This window comes from Duganella fentianensis, from assembly GCF_009857835.1.
Classification (GTDB): domain Bacteria; phylum Pseudomonadota; class Gammaproteobacteria; order Burkholderiales; family Burkholderiaceae_D; genus Rugamonas; species Rugamonas fentianensis.
Genome location: NZ_WWCL01000001.1, coordinates 599,492 through 616,050, shown reverse-complemented (window position 1 = coordinate 616,050; position 16,559 = coordinate 599,492). Strand labels below are relative to the sequence as shown.

Here is a 16,559-nt window from a genome sequence, read left to right as displayed (position 1 = left end):
CTACGCCTATGTCACCTCACAACGCCAACGCCCGCATTGCTGTCGTCATCCCCAGCTACAAGGTCACGCGCCATATTCTGGACGTGATCGCTGCCATCGGCCCCGAGGTCGAACGCATCTATGTGGTGGACGACCGCTGCCCCGACCAGTCCGGCCAGTTCGTGCGCAGCCAGTGCAGCGATGCGCGCGTGGTGGTGCTGGAAAATGCCGTCAACTGCGGCGTGGGCGGCGCCGTCATGGCCGGCTATCGGGCCGCCATAGCCGATGGCATGGACATCATGGTCAAGATCGATGGCGATGGCCAGATGGATCCGGCGCTGATCCCCGACTTCATCGGCCCGATACTGGCCGGCGAAGCCGACTACACCAAGGGCAACCGCTTCTACGATCTGGAACAGATAGGCGCCATGCCGCCGGTACGCCTGTTCGGCAATGCCGTGCTGTCGCTGCTGACCAAACTGTCGTCCGGCTACTGGCATCTGTTCGACCCCACCAACGGCTACACGGCGATCCACGCCAATGCAGCGCGCCACCTGCCCTTCGACAAGATCAGCCAGCGCTATTTCTTCGAGACGGACATGCTGTTCCGCCTGAATACGCTGCACGCCGTGGTGGCCGATGTGCCGATGGACGCCGTGTACGGCGATGAAGTGAGCAACCTGAAAATCTCCAAGATCGTCACCGAGTTCATGGCCAAGCATGCGCGCAACTTCATCAAGCGGCTGTTCTACAACTACTACCTGCGCAATATGTCGCTGGCCTCGATCGAACTGCCACTGGGCTTGCTGATGATACTCTCCGGCCTAGGTTACGGCATCTGGCACTGGGCCGATTCGGCCCGTGCCGGCGTGGGCACGCCGGCCGGCACCGTGATGCTGGCCGCAATGCCGCTGCTGATGGGCGTGCAGCTGGTACTGGCCTTCCTCGCCTACGACATCGCCAGCGTGCCGCGCCAGCCGCTACAGCGCAAGCTGTTCCGCCGCCGCGCCCTGCGCACTGCCACAGCACCAGCCAGTGCCGACACGGACAGCACGCCACGACAGGACAGCGATGCAGGCCAGCAGCATGACTGAGCACCGTCCCCGGTTCGCCATCTTCGTGCTGGGCGGCCTGCTGTGCGCCGCGCTCGACGTCGGCCTGATGCAGCTGCTGCTGTGGCAGGGCTGCAGCGCGCTGCTGGCCACTTCGGGCGGCTTTCTGGCCGGCCTGCTGCTCAACTACGCTTTCCACGCCCGCGTGACGTTCGGCCGCCTGACATCGGGCGCCAGCTTCCTGCGTTTTCTCTGTGTGGTGGCAATCAACTATATGATCACGGTAGCGCTGGTCAATCTGGCCATCGTCCTCGGTTTTCCTCCACTGGCCGGCAAGATCGTTTCGCTGCCTGTGGTGGCTGTTAATGGTTTCCTGCTCAGCAAGCACTGGATATTCAAGTGATTACATTCGCCAACGTCGAGACCACCCCTGTTGCGCTGGAGCGCTATCGCGCGCTATTTACCGCCTGCTTCCCCGCCGGTGCCGCAGACCGCTTCACCACCGAATATCTGGAATGGCTATACCGCGCCAATCCGGATGGCCGCGTGGTCGGCTTCGACGCCTGGGATGGCGAGACGCTGGCGGCCCACTATGTCTGCCTGCCCGCACAGGCCCGCTTCGAAGGACAGCTGATCCGCGTGCTGCTATCGCTGAACACCGCCACCCATCCTGACTATCAGGGCCAGGGCCTGTTCAGCCAGCTGGCCCATATGTGCTACGACGCCGCCACTGCGCTGGGCTTCGATGCCGTGTATGGCGTGGCCAATGCCAACAGCACGCCGGGCTTCATCCGCAAACTGGGCTTCCAGCTGGTGCGCCCGCTGGAAGCGCGCGTGGGGCTGGGCCCCTTGCTGCGCAAGGACAGCCCGCGCCAGCCTTCGTTCGAACGTCACTGGAGCGCCGCGGCGCTGGCATGGCGCTGCGCCAATCCGAATAATCCCGTGACGCGCCGCGCCGCCGGCGCGCACTGGCAGTTCTTTGCGCCCTCGCTCAGTCCCATGCTGCCGGCCATCGCCACGCTGGACCAGGCACCGGAAGTGCCCGGGGTGGCCAGCGCCGGCTGGACTTCGCCCGCGCGCCTGTTCATCGGTCTGGTGCCGGACGCGGAACGCTCTTACTGGAACTATGCCAGCATTCCCCAGCGCCTGCGCCCTTCGCCGCTGAACCTGATCTTCAAGCCCCTGTCGGCGCGGGTAGCGCGGCTCGATCCGGCCCGCCTCCGTTTCAGCTTCCTGGATTTCGATGCCTATTAAACCTATGCGTGCCCTGTTCCTGTTCGCCCATCAGGACGACGAATACGGCGTGTATGCCGCCATCGCCGACTGCGTACAGCGCGGGCTGGCGGTGCAGTGCGCCTATTTCACCCGTGGTGAGGGCGCTCTGGCGCAGCAACGCAATCAGGAATCGCTGGCCGTGCTGGCGCGGCTGGGAGTCGCAGCCAGCGCCGTCAGCTTTGCCGGCGACCAGCTGGCGATAGCCGATGCCAGCCTGCCGCAACGGCTGCACGACGCCGGCCAGTGGCTGGAACAATGGCTGCTGCAGGCGCCGGACCAGCTACAGCACGGTGGCGCCGACAGCATAGACAGCATCTACGTCACGGCATGGGAAGGCGGCCACCACGACCACGATGCGCTGCATGCCCTCGCCTGCGAAATCGCCGCCCGCCATGGCCTGCTGGAACGCGTGCGCCAGTATTCGCTGTACAACGCGCTGGGCTGCCCTGCGCCCCTGTTCCGCGTGCTGTCACCGCTGGCACAGAACGGCGCAGTGGCGCGCCAGCGCCTGCCATGGCGCCAGCGCTGGCAGCATCTGCGCCTATGCCTGATGTATCCGTCCCAGCGCAACACCTGGATAGGGCTGTTCCCCTTCGTCCTGCTGCACTACCTGCTGCGCGGCGAGCAGCAGTTACAGGGCGTGGCATTGGCGCGCCTGCAGCAGCGCCCCCATCAGGGCGCGCTGTACTACGAAAACCGGCGTTTCTACCGCTGGGAACAGTTGCAGCAGGATCTGGCGCAGTGGCGCGCCAGCCGCTAGCGCGGCCGCAATGCGCACTACTGCCCCTGGCTGCCGCCGGAATTAGTTTATAAATAATATTGGTATAATTTACAGTGTCCCGTAACCGAATCAGCTCTCTCATGTCCGCCCTGCGCCCTACTACGCCGGCCCCTTCTCACGTCGCGCCGCTACTCACGGCGCTGGCGCTGCTGGTGCTGTTCATTCTGATCTGGCGGAATCAGGCAGCTTATCCGCTGATCTTCATGGATGAATGGAGCTACAGCAGCTACGCCCGCCTGCAGCCGCTGGCCGAAGCCATCGTGCCATCCTATCTGTATCTGGCCCTGTTCGGCCTGACCAATGCCTGCGGCGACTCCTTCCTGCAGTGCACCCGCATCGGCAATGCCGTGCTGCTGGTGGGCGCCGTGCCCTTCCTGTATCTGACGGGGCGGCGCTATTGCAGCGCGCCGCTGGCAGCAGCGCTGGCACTGCTGGCCGTACTGGCGCCGTTCAATAGCTACACGGTCTACTTCATGCCGGAAGCGAGCTACTTCTTCGGCTTCAGTGTGCTCAGCTGGGCCGTGCTGGCGCGCCATGGCCAGTGGCCCGATCTGGCCGTCGCCGCGCTCGGTGGCGCCCTGCTCGGGGCACTCAGCCTGATCAAGGTGCACGCCCTGTTCCTCACCCCGGCACTACTGGCCTTCATCTGGTACTGCAGCTGGCGTCGCAGTGGCTGGCGCGTACTGCCCCTGCTGCTGCCGGCCAGCGCCATCATCACTGTCGCCTGCCTGCTGGCGGTCAAACTGGGCCTGGGCTATCTGCTGGCCGGCAAAGCCGGTCTGAGTCTGCTGGGCAGTTTCTATGGCGGCCATGCCAGCAACAGCAGCGGCTTCGCCCATCTGCTGCCCGTGCTGGCAGCTGCCTGGCATAGCCTGCAGGGCCACCTGCTGGGACTCGCGCTGATGTATGCCCTGCCCATCGCCGCCATGCTGACGCTGGCCTGCAGTCCGGCCCAGCGCGCCGCCATCCCCGGCGCAGCCAGACTGACGCTGTACACCGTGCTGATGCTGGGTGCGGCGCTGGCCATGACGGTGGCTTACACGGGCTCCATCGCCAGCGCCGCCGCCGGCGAAGGTGAACGCATGCACCTGCGCTACTACGATTTTGTCTTCCCCCTGATGCTGCTGAGTAGTGCCGGTCTGCTGGCTGCGCCGGAAGTGCGCCGCAACGTGCGCCTGCTGTGCGCACTGCCGCTGGCCGCAGCCCTGCTGCTGGCCCAGTTCTGGCTGCCGGCCCACTTCCATCCCTCGTTCATCGATGGCCCGGAACTGAGCCAGCCCATGCGCTGGGTCGGCTGGCTGCAACTGCCGCTGCTGCTGCTGTGGGTAAGCCGCCCCCGTCTGGCCCTGCTGGCTTTTCTGCTGGTGCTCACTCCGCTCAACTGCATCGTCGGCGAGCTGCAGACCCGCGCCATCCTGAGCCGCGCCGAACAGCCCAGCCCTTATGATCTGGCCGGCCGCTACGCCCATCAGGCACTGACGCCGGCCCAGCGGGCCAGCCTCAGTATCGCCGGCGCCGAAGTGCCGGGCATCTACCGTGCCATGTTCCATGTCGACCAGCGCGACGTCGGCATGGTGCGCCTGCAGCCCGGTGCGCCGCTGGACCTGACGCAAGCGCCCGGCGATAGCGACTGGCTGCTGGTGGTGGGCCAGCACGCGCTGCCGGCCCAGCTGGCCGTGCAAGGCAGTGGCCCCGGCTATAGCCTGCTGCGCCTGCCGCCGCGCAGCAAGCTGCTGCACACCATAGAATTCAAACAGCCGGACCGCAACGTGCTGGCCGCCAGCAGCGGCCTCGGTGATGCCGAACACTGGGGCAGCTGGACCCTGGGCGACACGGTGCAGCTGGAATTTGCCCAGCCGCTGCCACAGCGCCTGACCATCCAGCTGCGCGGCCACGCTTACGGACCGAATGTGGGCGCCACTGTGATTGCCCGCGTCGGCAGCCAGCAGCAGAGCTTCCGCCTGAATGCCAGCGATAGCGAACAGGATGTCACGCTGCAGTTCGATACGGACGGCCAGCAGCGCCGCCTGCAACTGACCATACCCCATCCCACCACTCCGCAATCGCAAGGTCAGGGCAACGACCCGCGCGCGCTGGGGCTGGGCCTGATAAACCTGCGCATTGCTGAACGCCCTGCCGCTCCCTGAAACAGAACAACTAAAAACACCCCATGATTATTGGTAATGGCTTACTGGCGCAGGCTTGCGCGCCCCACTTCCGCCTGCGCGACGACGTACTGGTATTCGCTTCCGGCGTCTCGAATTCGCGCGAAACCCGTGCAGAAGAATATGCACGCGAACAGGCCATGCTGGAAGAGGCACTGAAACTTGACCTGTTCACCGTGTATTTCAGCAGCTGCTCGGTACACGATGCCGAACTGGCCCACACCCCCTACGTGCAGCACAAGCGCGCCATGGAAGCCCTGATCACGGCGCGCAGCCGGCAGATGGCCATCATCCGCCTGCCGCAGGTAGTGGGCAGCACGCCCAATCCCTACACGCTGACCAACTACCTGAACGAACAGATCACCGAAGGCAAACCGTTCCAGCTCTGGCTGCGCGCCTGGCGCAATCTGATCGACGTGGAAGACGTGGCCGCCATCGTCGCCCAGCTGATCGACCACCACTGGGCCGACGGCGTGATCACCAACGTGGCCTGCCCGTTTTCCGTGCCCGTGCCCGAACTCGTGCATACTTTCGAGCAGGTGCTGGGCCAGCGCGCCAACTACACCGAAGTCGATGCGGGCGACCACTATCAGCTCGACGTCGAACTGTCGATGGCAGCAGCGCGCGCCATCGGTCTGGAATTCGGTTCCGACTACATCATTAACCTGATCCGCAAATACTATGGCCACTGAAACCTCTCTCGCCCTGTCGCTGGTGATTCCCGTGTACGGCAGCGAACTGGTGCTGCCGGAACTGGTGAGCCGCCTGCAGGACACCCTCGACGGCCTGCCCGCCATCCGCGGCAGCTATGAAGCCATCTTCGTGTGCGACTGCTCGCCCGACCGCAGCTGGCAGGTACTGACCGAACTCTCGGTACAATACCCTTGGGTGCGCGGCATCCACCTGCGCATGAACGCCGGCCAGCACAATGCCATCATGGCCGGTCTGGCACGTGCGCGCGGAGCCGTCATCGTCACCATGGACGACGACCTGCAGCATGCGCCATCCGACATACCGACCCTGCTGGCGGAACTGGACCGGGGACGCGACGTGGTCTACGCCAGCTTCGCCCAGCGCCAGCACGCGGCGTGGAAGCTGCTGGGCAGCCGCCTCAATGACAAGGTGGCCAGCTATCTGATGAAAAAGCCCAAGGGCCTGTACCTGTCGCCGTTCCGCGCCATGCGTGCCAGCATCGCGCGCGATGTGCTGCGCTACCACGGTCCGTATGTGTATGTGGATGGACTGATCCTGTCGGCCACGCGCAATATCGGCAGCGTCACGGTGGCGCACCATGCGCGCTTTGCCGGCGACAGCGGCTACAGCCTGAAAAAATCCATCTCCCTGTGGCTGAAAATGGCCACCAGCTTCTCCATCGTGCCACTGCGTCTGACCTCGTTCGCCGGCATGGCCATGGCGGGGCTGGGCTTTGTGCTGGCCATACTGCTGATCATCCAGAAGTTCACGCTGGACCGCATGCCTATCGGCTGGTCTTCGCTGATCGTGACGGTGCTGATCATCGGTGGCGTGCAGCTGGTGGCGCTGGGCATGCTGGGCGAATATCTGGGCCGCGTGCTGCTCACCCTGAACGGCCGGCCCCAGTATGTGATCGGCGCCACGGTCGGCCTGCCGGCGGAGGACGCGTAATGCAGTTCATCCTCTACTGCCTGTGCGGCGGGCTAGGCGTATCGAGCGACTATCTGGTCTACCACCTCAGCATCAGCAGCGGCATGTGGTATCAGGCCGCCAATGTGCTGGGCTACCTGACCGGCACCCTGCTCAGCTTTACGCTCAACCGCATCATCACCTTCCGCCAGCGCGACCGCGTGCTGCAGCGCCTGGCCCTGTTCCTCGGCGTGGCCACGGTGGGCTACACGGCATCGGCCATATTACTGTGGCTGCTGGTAGAGCAGGCTGGCCTCGATAAAAGTCTGGCCAAGCTGCTGACCCTGCCCATGGTGGTGGTGCTGCAGTTCGCCCTCAACCGCCGCTTTACTTTCCAGAGCGCGCAAGCCGCGCCTGCCAACTGAGTTTGTTCCATGACTGCTAAGCAAAATACCACTCCCGATTACGACGTCGCCATCGTCGGCGCAGGTTTCACCGGTCTCAGTGCCGCCCTCGATCTGGCCCGCGCCGGCCAGCGCGTGCTGGTGCTCGACGGCGACAGCGGCCCGGGCGGCCTGGCCGGCACCTTCCAGTTCCGCGATGGCGTGACCATCGAAAAGTTCTACCACCACTGGTTCGACAACGATAGCTATGTGCCCCAGCTGGTGCGCGAACTGGGGCTGGAAGGCCAGATCCAGATCATGCCATCCAAGACCGGCATGTATTTCAACGGCCGCCACTGGCGCCTCTCCACCCCGCTCGACCTGCTGCGCTTCAAGCCGCTCTCGCTGATCGACCGTATCCGTCTCGGCCTGCTGGTGCTGCGCGTGCGCAGCGTCAAGGACTGGCGCGCCATCGAACACCTGACCATACGCGAATGGCTGGAACCCCTGTGCGGCAAGAACGTCTACCGCATCGTGTGGCAGCCGCTGATCGAAAACAAGTTCGGCATTTTTGCCGATGCCATCAACGCCGTCTGGATGTGGAAAAAGCTGGTACTGCGCGGCAGCACGCGCGACGCCAAGGGTGGCGAACAGCTGGCCTATTTCAAGGGCGGCTTCGGCCGGCTGGCACAGGCCATGGCCGATGAAATCACCCGCCTCGGCGGCCGCGTGCAGTATGGCGCCCCTGTCAGCGGTCTGGGCCTGTCGGCCGACGGCCAGCAGGTACAGGCCGTGCAGACGGCGCAAGGCAGCTACACGGCGCGCGAATTCCTGTTCACGCCGGCCCTGCCCATCATCGCCGACATTTTCCAGAACAGCGCCAAGGCCGACTGGCTGGCCAGCCTGCGCCGCGTGAAGTATCTGGCCAATGCCTGTCTGGTACTGCAGCTGGACCGCAGCCTGTCCGATACCTACTGGCTCAACGTCAACGATCCCGGCTTCCCCTTCGTCGGCGTAATCGAGCATACCAACTTCGATAGTCCGGCCAACTACGACGGCAAGCACATCGTCTTCCTGTCGCGCTATCTGGCCAAGGAAGACCCGCTATGGTCCATGGACGACGCAGCCTATCTGGACTTCGCCCTGAGCCATCTGCAGCGCATGTTCCCGGCCATGCAGCGCGACTGGATCCGCGACTACCAGATCTGGCGCGCCGACTATGCCCAGCCGGTCACGGAACGCAATTACTCGTCGTATGTGCCGGCCGCCGAAACGCCGTTTGCCAATGCCCGCATCAGCACCATGGCGCAGATCTATCCGGAGGACCGTGGCACCAACTACGCTATCCGCGAAGGCCGCGCTGCCGCGCAGGCCCTGCTGGCACGGCTGGGCGGAAAGCGCTGATCATGGCTCACCATCCCGAACCCACGCGCAGCCCGGACAGCCTGCGCCCGTGGATGCTGCTCCTGCTGGTGCTGGCCCTGCTGCCGCTGGTACTGAACGGGATGGATGCGCTGTATGCCCACTCCACCGATCTGGGCCACCACTACGCCCTGACGGCAAGGCTGTATCAGGACTGGTCGCTCCCGCCCGGCATCGATCGCAGTCTGGGCGAGATGAATTTCTACCCGCGCGGTTCGCACCAGCTGGCGGCACTGCTGGGCAAGCTGCTCGGCTCACCGCTGGCCGGCATGCAGCTGCTGGGCGGGCTGTCGATCGCCATCATCTGGGCTGCGCTGAGCGCCGTACTGCTGGCATTGCCGCAGCGCGCCGCCTGGTGCTGCGCGCTACTACTGGCCGCTCTCACGCTGGGCAATAGCGCCAGCCTGCACCTGTTCGTACACGCCAGCGAAATCGGCGGCTATTACTTCTATGCCCAGCTGGTCGGCCATGCCGGTGCAGCGCTGGTGCTGCTGGGCGTACTGGTACTGGAACAGCGCGGCGCGCCCGCATGGTGCCGCCACCTGTTCATCATTGCCGGCATCGCACTAGTGGCGCTGGTGCATCTGCTGCCCGCTTCCGAACTACTGGGTCTGCTCGGCGCCAGCCTGCTGCTGGACCTGTGCCAGCGCCGCCCCACGCTGCGCCAGCTGGGCAGCAGCGCGGCACTGGCCGTGCTGGGCGCGCTGGTCTTCGTCAAGCACCCCAGCTATATCGGTATGAAGGAAATCGCCGCCAACAATGGCGTGCTCGATCTGGCCTATATCCACAACATGAAAAGCATGGCGCTGCTGGCACTGGCCGTGCTGGCGCTGGCCGCGCTGCTGGCATGGCGCTGGCGTGCCCTGGCACAGGCCCAGCCTGCGCAAGGCAGTCAGGCGCTGGGTCTCAAGTATCTGGCCCTGTATGGCGTGGCCGTCAGCGGCATGTGCGTGATGCAGCTGGTGGCGCTGAAGCTGGGCCAGGGCTCCGAATACGCCGTCAAAAAGCACATCTTCGCGCTAGACACGGCCTTGCTGCTGCTCGTGGCACTACTGCCCATGCTGCGCAACTGGAATACCGCGCCGCGCCTCGGCCGCAGCGAACGCTGGGCCACCCAGCTGCTGTTGCTACCGGTGCTGGCTGCCCTGTGCTGCTATGCCGTACAGCCACAAGGGCCGAAGCGCGATGCCTCCGATCTGGTCCAGCTCGAGCACCAGCTCACGTTGCGGCGCGATCTGCTGCTGGCCGAGACGCCGGCACGCGATGTCTACGTACTGCAGATGACGCACAGCGATACCTATCTCGATTACATGTACAGTCTGGGCATCTTCCGCACCAGCCGCGAAGCTGCCTTCCAGCTGCTGCTGCCCTTGAGCGAAGCCCGCCTCGATGGCGTAGTACTGACTGGCCAGAACTCCAGCCTGAGCAAACTGACCCAGTGTGCCCTGCCCGGCTCCAGCAAGGCATTCCCCATGCTCGATGCCCTATGCATGACGCGCGAACTGGTAAGCGCCCAGCCGGTGATCGAACTCGGCAACAAAGCCTTGCCGCCACCCTGCACCCTCCGTGGCTTCAGCTTCCCCGAACCTACGGGGCGCTGGAGCGAACAGGCCAGCGCCAGCATCCTGTGTCCGCTGCCGCAGCTGAACGGCCAGCGGCCACACAGCGTCACGCTGCATGCTTCCGCCTTCGTGGAAAAAGCGCGGCGCCAGCGTGTGCAGGTGCGCGTGAATGGCGGCGCCGTGCAGGAATTTGTTTTCGATGGCGCCCACCCGCAGCAGCAGCTCACGCTGGCACTGCCGCCAGACCAGCGTGGCGATGTGGAACTGGCCCTGACGCTGCCCGATGCGACTTCGCCGCATGCGCTGGGCATAGGGGAAGACCAGCGCCTGCTGGGCGTGATGCTGGCCAGGCTGGAATTCCGCTAGGCTGCCGCCGACCCAGCCTGCCGGCCAGTCAAGCTGCGGGCGCAGCGGCGCTATGCCCGCAGGCGATTACGGCGCCAGCCCCAGCTGGCGTGCATAGGTGCTGGCCACATACAGGTCGCCGTCGTAGCTCAGATGGTGGGTATCGCGGTACATCAGCTTCCCGTCCAGCATGACGTGGCAGCGGCTGGCATCGCACAGCGGCGCGGCCGTATCGAATACTTTCACTTGCGGGAATTCCTTGAGCAGGCGGGCCACGATGGCGGCATGGCCGGCCGTATTCCGCTCGAAGGTGGCGCGCGGCAGCGTGCAATCCACCCCGGCCCCTACCAGCCCCATACCGGGACGGCCGATGCAGGAACGCGGTTCGAAGTCCAGCATGGGCACATCGTTCACCCACACCAGCTGCTTGCCGGCGGCGCTGAAGCGCTCCAGCGTCGTGCGCAAAGCCTGCACCGTCGCCACCCCGTCGGGATTACCTTCATGGAGTTTGAGCGCGGTCGAGAAGATCACCGTCTGCACACTGGCCGTATTCAAAGCCAGTTCCAGCATGCGCGGCGTAGCCTGCTGATAGGGATCGTCACCCGATGGCAGGCCGATGAAGGGCACGCGCGTCCCCAGCATCAGCAGATTGCCGCCATGGTCGTGGTAGTAGCGCGTCAGGCCGGCCACCAGATGGTAGGCATGGCTATCGCCCACCAGCGCCACGGTCGGCTCCTGCTTCACCTGATCGAGCAGGCAGTATTCATACTTGCTGGCGAAACCATAACGGGTTTTGCAGGCTTCCGCATTGGCCACATCCTCCACCACGATCAGCGACTTCTGCAAGGCCGCGTTGGCCACGATGCCGGAACGCGCCGGCAGGCCGGCATGGGTCGCCAGCCACAGGCCGGCTGCAGCCACCAGCGTCATCAAGCCGCTCAGCACGATGATCTTGCGCCGGTTATGGGCCGGTGCGCGCACGCGCTGTTCGAGCACACGGTAGGTCAGCCACGCCAGCAGCACGGCCAGCAGCACAGCCACGCCACGGACCTGCCATGCCGGCTGGGCCGAGTGCAGGATGTGCGCGAACGAGAGCAGCGGCCAGTGCCACAGATAGAGCGGATAGCTGATCAGCCCCACCCACACCAGCAGCGGCTGCGCCAGCACATAGCGGTTGCACCAGGCCTGCGGACCGGCCGCAATCAGCAGCACGGCACCCGTGGTGGGCAGCAGCGCCCACCAGCCGGGGAAGGCGCGGCTGCGCGTAATCAGCACGAAACCGGCCAGCAGCAGGGCCATGCCCAGCACGCTGTACAGATTGCGCCGCTGCGCACCGGGCGCCGGCGCGGGCGCCGCGGCCGTAGCCGCAGCTGAACCTGCGCGCAGCAGTCCGGCCAGCGTCTGGCCGTGCAGGGTCAGATAGGCCAGCATGCTACCCATCAGCAGTTCCCACACGCGGCTGGCCGGCGAATAGAAGGTCGCGCTCGGATAACGGTGTACCAGCGCCACATTCAGCAGGAAGGACAGGCCGCCCAGCACCAGTGCCCACAGCCAGGCGCGCTGGCGCCAGCGCTGCGCCAGCATCAGCAGGATGGGCCAGAAAATGTAGAACTGTTCTTCGATGCCGAGCGACCACAGATGCAGCAGCGGCTTGGTATCGGCCGCCGTATCGAAGTAACCCACTTCGCTCCATAGCAGCAGGTTGGAGACAAAGCCGGCACCGGCCATCAGATGGCGCCCCAGCATGCGGAATTCATCGGCGAACAGCACCAGCCAGCCGGCCACAAAACAGCTGGCCATGACCAGCGCCAGCGCAGGGAAGATGCGCTTGATGCGGCGCCCGTAGAAACGGGCAAAGCTGAAACGCTGCTGGGCCATTTCGCCCATGATGATGCTGCCGATCAGGAAGCCGGAAATGATGAAGAAGATATCGACGCCGATGAAGCCGCCCGGCAGCAGATTGGGGAAGGCATGGAACAGCACCACGGCCAGCACGGCAATCGCACGCAGGCCATCGATATCGGGCCGGTAGGCCGGATGGGGCGGCGCAACGATGGGCGCTTCGGCAGTGCTGGCGGACAGTGGTTCACGTTTCATGGCAACAGATACAGAGCGAAAAGTCGCTCATTGTAAACCAGCCCAGACAGGGAAACGCCGCAGTAAATTGCAAGAATTGTAAAAAGCCCCGCCGCAGCGCTAGCGCAAGGCCGGCAGCCATGGCGTCAGCTGGCCATCGGTCGCCAGCGGCGGCAGCGCCAGCAGATGCATCAGCAGCGGATACACATCGACGTTATCGAAGGCCGGCAGCAGCATGCCGCTGCGCAGTCCGGGCCCGGCGGCAATGCACAGGGCCGCCATCTCGGGCGCCGCCGGATCGTAGCCGTGGCGGCCGCCATGAACTTTGGCGGCCTGCTCGGCGCTAAAGACTATGCTCCAGCCGGGTTCGGCCAGACAGATCAGCGCCGGCACGCGCGCATTGCGGCCATACGCCAGCCGTGCCGGTATGTCCTGTTTGCGCCAGCACTGCATATGCGGCCAGGGCTTGAGCAAGGCCGCTTCCAGCTCGGCCGCCCGCCCCGCTGCCGGATCCAGGCCCGCATACGGGCCGTCCACCACCTGCTCGTAACTGCCTTCCGGCGCCAGCTGGTCCAGACGTATCACCCGCTGCGGACTCACGGCGGCCATGCCGTGATCGGCCACCACCACCAGATTGGCCTGTATGCCGCGCTGCTGCAGACCGGCCAGCAAACGGCCTATGGCCTGATCGGCCTGCGCGATGGCAGCCATGGTCTGCTCGGCTACGGGACCGTAATCATGGCCGGCATGGTCGACATGGCTGAAATACAGCGACAGGAAATCCCATTGCTGCTGCGGCAGGTCCAGCCAGGATAGCAGCAGATCGACCCGCTGCTCGGGCGTCATCTCATCGTCATACGGCGGTGCCAGCGTGGGGCGCACGCCCTGTATATCGGCTTCGCTACCGGGCCAGAACACGGAGGCAGAACGCAGCCCGTGCTGTTCGGCCGTCACCCATACGGGTACGCCCTGATCCCACCAGCGCCGGTCCAGCACGGCCTGTTTATCGCGTATCAGAAAGTGCCGTTCCGGGATGGCCGGATCGATGATAACATTGCCCACCAGCCCGTGGTGGTCGGGGCGCAAGCCCGTCACCAGCGTGTAGTGGTTGGGAAAAGTCAGCGAGGGAAAGGAAGGCCGCATGGCCTGCGCCCGCACGCCGCGCGCCGCCAGCGCAGACAGATGGGGCGTCACACCCCGCTCCAGATAATCGGCGCGGAAGCCATCGATCGAAATCAGTATCAGGGGCGCTGCCGGACGCGCCAGCACGCTCTGCGCCGCCAGCAGCAGGATCAGGGCAAGTAGTTTCTTCATAGCACGCTACCATAACACGACACTGTGACAAGACGGTAACGGCCGCGCGTCCGCGTCCGCCCATAAAAAAAAGCGCCGCGGGTGGCGACACCCGTCAGCGCGTTGTTTGCTGCCGCTTCAGCGGCCGCAGCTTAGGCTTTGCGTGCTTTGCGGCGTACCACGGCACCCATCAGGGCCAGACCGGCCAGCAGCATGCCATAGGTTTCCGGTTCAGGTACCGGAGCAGCAACCAGCGAAACCTTGTCCAGCGAGGTGCCGTAGGAATCACTGATGCCAGCCGCCTTGAAGATCAGCTTGTTCGAGCCCAGGCCAGCCACCACGTCCAGAGTCTGGACAGTCCAGCCGCTGGCATTGGTGTATTCGGCTACTTTGGAGCCGTTCCACAGCACTTGCAGGCCTTGCGAAGCGCTGGCCACGCCGGCACGGTCAGCCATCGCGAAGCTTAGCGTATAGTGCTTGCCAGCGTTCAGGCCGGAAATTACCTGCTCCATGCCGCTATTGTAGGTGGTGTCCAGTTCGACGAAATACTTGCCATCAAAAGCAGTGCCGGCCACATTGTTACGCACTTCGATACCGTAATCGAGACCGCGCCAGCCGTTGATGTTGTTGTAGATGCTCCAGCTGCCGTTGCTCAGGCTCTGGTTACCGTTCAGGGTTTCAAAGCTGCCGTTGGTGATCAGTTCGACCGGAGCGGCATACGCCTGACCAGCAACGAGAGCGGCAACAACAGCAGCAGACTTAGCGATGGTGATAAAGCGCATGATTTTTCCCTTTAGTTGAAATTTGTAAACAATTATTTCTCAATGGATATTTGAAGTATATCGCCACAAAATCGCCCTGTCTACAATTTTGATTCCAAATTGAAAATAATGTTGTCTTATGGAATTTCTTTTCGGGCAAAAAAAATGCCGCTCGGTTCAGCGAGCGGCATGGACTGAGTATGGAGCGGACTAGCTGCGCGGTACGCCACCGAGCAGGAAGGCCAGCTTCTGCTTGGGTTTGGGCGCGCCTGGCGCCGCCGTGCCCAGCGTCGCCGTGCTGGCGGGCGCAGGCGCCTTGGCAGGCTCGTAAGGCTTGAGGAACCATGGATCGACTTTTTCACGGCGCGGAACAAACGTGCTGCTGCCCGTACGCGGTGCCACGCGCTCGCCGGCACGGCTGCTGCTGCGCGGCGCTTCGTCGCGGCGGCCACGGCGTTCGCCGCGCTCTTCACCCGCATAGGCAGGGGCCGGGTTGAAGCCGGCCAGATCGCCACGCTTGATGGTCTGCTTGATGAGTTTTTCGATATCGGCCAGCAGACGCTCGTCCTTGTCCGAATAGATCGACAGGGCATCGCCGGACGCACCGGCACGGCCGGTACGGCCGATACGGTGCACATAGTCTTCCGCGTTATACGGCAGATCGTAGTTGATCACGCACGGCAGGTCGGAAATATCCAGACCACGGGCCGCCACGTCGGTGGCGACCAGAATGTCGATCTCGCCTTTCTTGAAAGCGTCCAGCGCCGCCATGCGCTCCTGCTGGCTCTTGTCGCCGTGGATGGCGACGGCTTTCATGCCTTCCTGCTCCAGCCCGCGGGCCAGACGGGAAGCGCCTATCTTGGTATTCGAGAAGATGATCACCTGCTTCAGCTCGCGCTGGCGCAGCAGATGTGCAGTCAGCGCATGTTTCTGGTTCTCGGCTACCTTGTACACCACCTGCGTCACCTTGTCGGCGGTCTGGTTGCTGCGCGCCACTTCGATGGTGACCGGATGGTTCAGGAAGGTGTTGGCCAGCTTCTTGATTTCCGGCGAGAAGGTGGCGGAGAACATCAGGTTCTGGCGCTTGGCCGGCAGCAGGTTGATGATGCGCTGCAGGTCGGGCAGGAAGCCCATGTCCAGCATGCGGTCGGCTTCGTCCATCACCAGCATCTGCACCTGATTCAGGGCGATATTCTTCTGTTCGACGTGGTCGAGCAGACGGCCCGGAGTGGCGATGACGATTTCCACGCCATTGCGCAGGATCACCGTCTGCGGCTTCATGTCCATGCCGCCGAACACCACGGTGGAGCGCAGCGGCGTGTGCTTGGCATAGGCCTGCACGTTTTCCGCTACCTGCACGGCCAGTTCGCGCGTCGGCGTCAGGATCAGGGCACGCACAGGGTGGCGCGCCGGCGAAGTGCTGTGGCTGGCATGGGCCAGCAGCATCTGGATAATCGGCAGCGAGAAGCTGGCCGTCTTGCCGGTACCCGTCTGGGCCGCGCCCATCACATCGCGGCCTTGCAGCAGCACGGGGATGGCTTGCGCCTGGATAGGGGTCGGGTGTTCATAGCCCTGCTCGGTCAGCGCGCGCTGGATCAGGGGCGACAGGCCGAAGTCGGCAAAGCGCACGCTGGCAGGCGCGGCAGCCACTTCGTTAACAACTTCGACAGCCACTGCCACAGCGGCAGGAGCGACTTCAACCGCGACCGTTGCTACGGCAGCCGCTTCAACGGCAATCGCAGGCTCGATGGCAACAGGCACACTGGCCAGAACTGGGTCGGACACGGTCGGGGTGAAATGTTGGGTTTCGGACATAATGTGGGTGGCGGCCCTGCGGCGGGCAGCCCAGCTTTCTTCAATTAA

At 64.3% G+C, this 16,559-nt stretch carries 14 protein-coding genes; 10 read left to right on the top strand and 4 right to left on the bottom strand.

The annotated features are described in order from the left end of the window. Positions 1–8: 8 nt before the first annotated feature. From GTP23_RS02785 to GTP23_RS02740, 10 genes are all read left to right on the top strand, one after another. Positions 9–1,073: a glycosyltransferase family 2 protein gene (locus GTP23_RS02785; RefSeq protein WP_161033759.1), complete on the top strand. Its 1,065-nt coding sequence runs from the start codon at positions 9–11 to the stop codon at positions 1,071–1,073. Beyond that, entirely contained in the window at positions 1,066–1,434 is a 369-nt protein-coding gene (locus GTP23_RS02780) for a GtrA family protein (protein WP_161033758.1), read from the top strand. The genes GTP23_RS02785 and GTP23_RS02780 overlap by 8 nt, the downstream gene beginning before the upstream one ends. After that, on the top strand, positions 1,431–2,285 hold the full coding sequence (locus tag GTP23_RS02775) for a GNAT family N-acetyltransferase (RefSeq protein ID WP_161033757.1): 855 nt from the start codon (positions 1,431–1,433) through the stop codon (positions 2,283–2,285). The genes GTP23_RS02780 and GTP23_RS02775 overlap by 4 nt, the downstream gene beginning before the upstream one ends. Next, positions 2,275–3,066: a PIG-L deacetylase family protein gene (locus tag GTP23_RS02770; protein WP_161033756.1), complete on the top strand. Its 792-nt coding sequence runs from the start codon at positions 2,275–2,277 to the stop codon at positions 3,064–3,066. Before GTP23_RS02775 ends, GTP23_RS02770 begins: the two co-directional genes overlap by 11 nt. A gap of 101 nt (positions 3,067–3,167) precedes the next feature. Further along, on the top strand, positions 3,168–5,234 hold the full coding sequence (locus GTP23_RS02765; protein ID WP_161033755.1) for a DUF7024 domain-containing protein: 2,067 nt from the start codon (positions 3,168–3,170) through the stop codon (positions 5,232–5,234). Positions 5,235–5,257: 23 nt separating this feature from the next. Beyond that, a complete protein-coding gene (locus tag GTP23_RS02760; protein WP_161033754.1) occupies positions 5,258–5,944 on the top strand; it encodes an NAD-dependent epimerase/dehydratase family protein in 687 nt (228 codons plus the stop codon). Further along, the gene (locus GTP23_RS02755) at positions 5,934–6,896 is read left to right on the top strand and encodes a glycosyltransferase family 2 protein (protein WP_161033753.1); all 963 of its coding nucleotides are present in this window, start codon (positions 5,934–5,936) and stop codon (positions 6,894–6,896) included. The genes GTP23_RS02760 and GTP23_RS02755 overlap by 11 nt, the downstream gene beginning before the upstream one ends. Then, positions 6,896–7,279, top strand: coding sequence for a GtrA family protein (locus GTP23_RS02750; RefSeq protein WP_161033752.1), 384 nt, complete (start codon positions 6,896–6,898; stop codon positions 7,277–7,279). Before GTP23_RS02755 ends, GTP23_RS02750 begins: the two co-directional genes overlap by 1 nt. Positions 7,280–7,288: 9 nt before the next feature. Continuing rightward, positions 7,289–8,641 (top strand): NAD(P)/FAD-dependent oxidoreductase, encoded by a 1,353-nt coding sequence (locus tag GTP23_RS02745; protein ID WP_161033751.1) that lies wholly within the window; start codon positions 7,289–7,291, stop codon positions 8,639–8,641. 2 nt (positions 8,642–8,643) lie between these two features. Next, on the top strand, positions 8,644–10,587 hold the full coding sequence (locus GTP23_RS02740; RefSeq protein WP_161033750.1) for a DUF7024 domain-containing protein: 1,944 nt from the start codon (positions 8,644–8,646) through the stop codon (positions 10,585–10,587). A gap of 66 nt (positions 10,588–10,653) precedes the next feature. On the opposite strand, the gene GTP23_RS02735 is transcribed toward GTP23_RS02740, so the two are convergent. The 4 genes from GTP23_RS02735 to GTP23_RS02720 all read right to left on the bottom strand — a co-directional run bounded on the left by GTP23_RS02735 (position 10,654) and on the right by GTP23_RS02720 (position 16,511). After that, positions 10,654–12,663, bottom strand: a complete 2,010-nt coding sequence (locus GTP23_RS02735; protein WP_161033749.1) for an acyltransferase family protein — start codon at positions 12,661–12,663, stop codon at positions 10,654–10,656. Between the two features lie 99 nt (positions 12,664–12,762). Continuing rightward, on the bottom strand, positions 12,763–13,956 hold the full coding sequence (locus tag GTP23_RS02730; RefSeq protein WP_161033748.1) for an alkaline phosphatase family protein: 1,194 nt from the start codon (positions 13,954–13,956) through the stop codon (positions 12,763–12,765). 131 nt (positions 13,957–14,087) lie between these two features. After that, positions 14,088–14,717 carry a PEP-CTERM sorting domain-containing protein gene (locus GTP23_RS02725; protein WP_161033747.1) on the bottom strand — a complete coding sequence of 210 codons (630 nt, stop codon included), beginning with the start codon at positions 14,715–14,717 and terminating at the stop codon, positions 14,088–14,090. Positions 14,718–14,906: 189 nt separating this feature from the next. Further along, positions 14,907–16,511: a DEAD/DEAH box helicase gene (locus GTP23_RS02720; protein WP_161033746.1), complete on the bottom strand. Its 1,605-nt coding sequence runs from the start codon at positions 16,509–16,511 to the stop codon at positions 14,907–14,909. Between the last annotated feature and the right edge of the window lie 48 nt (positions 16,512–16,559).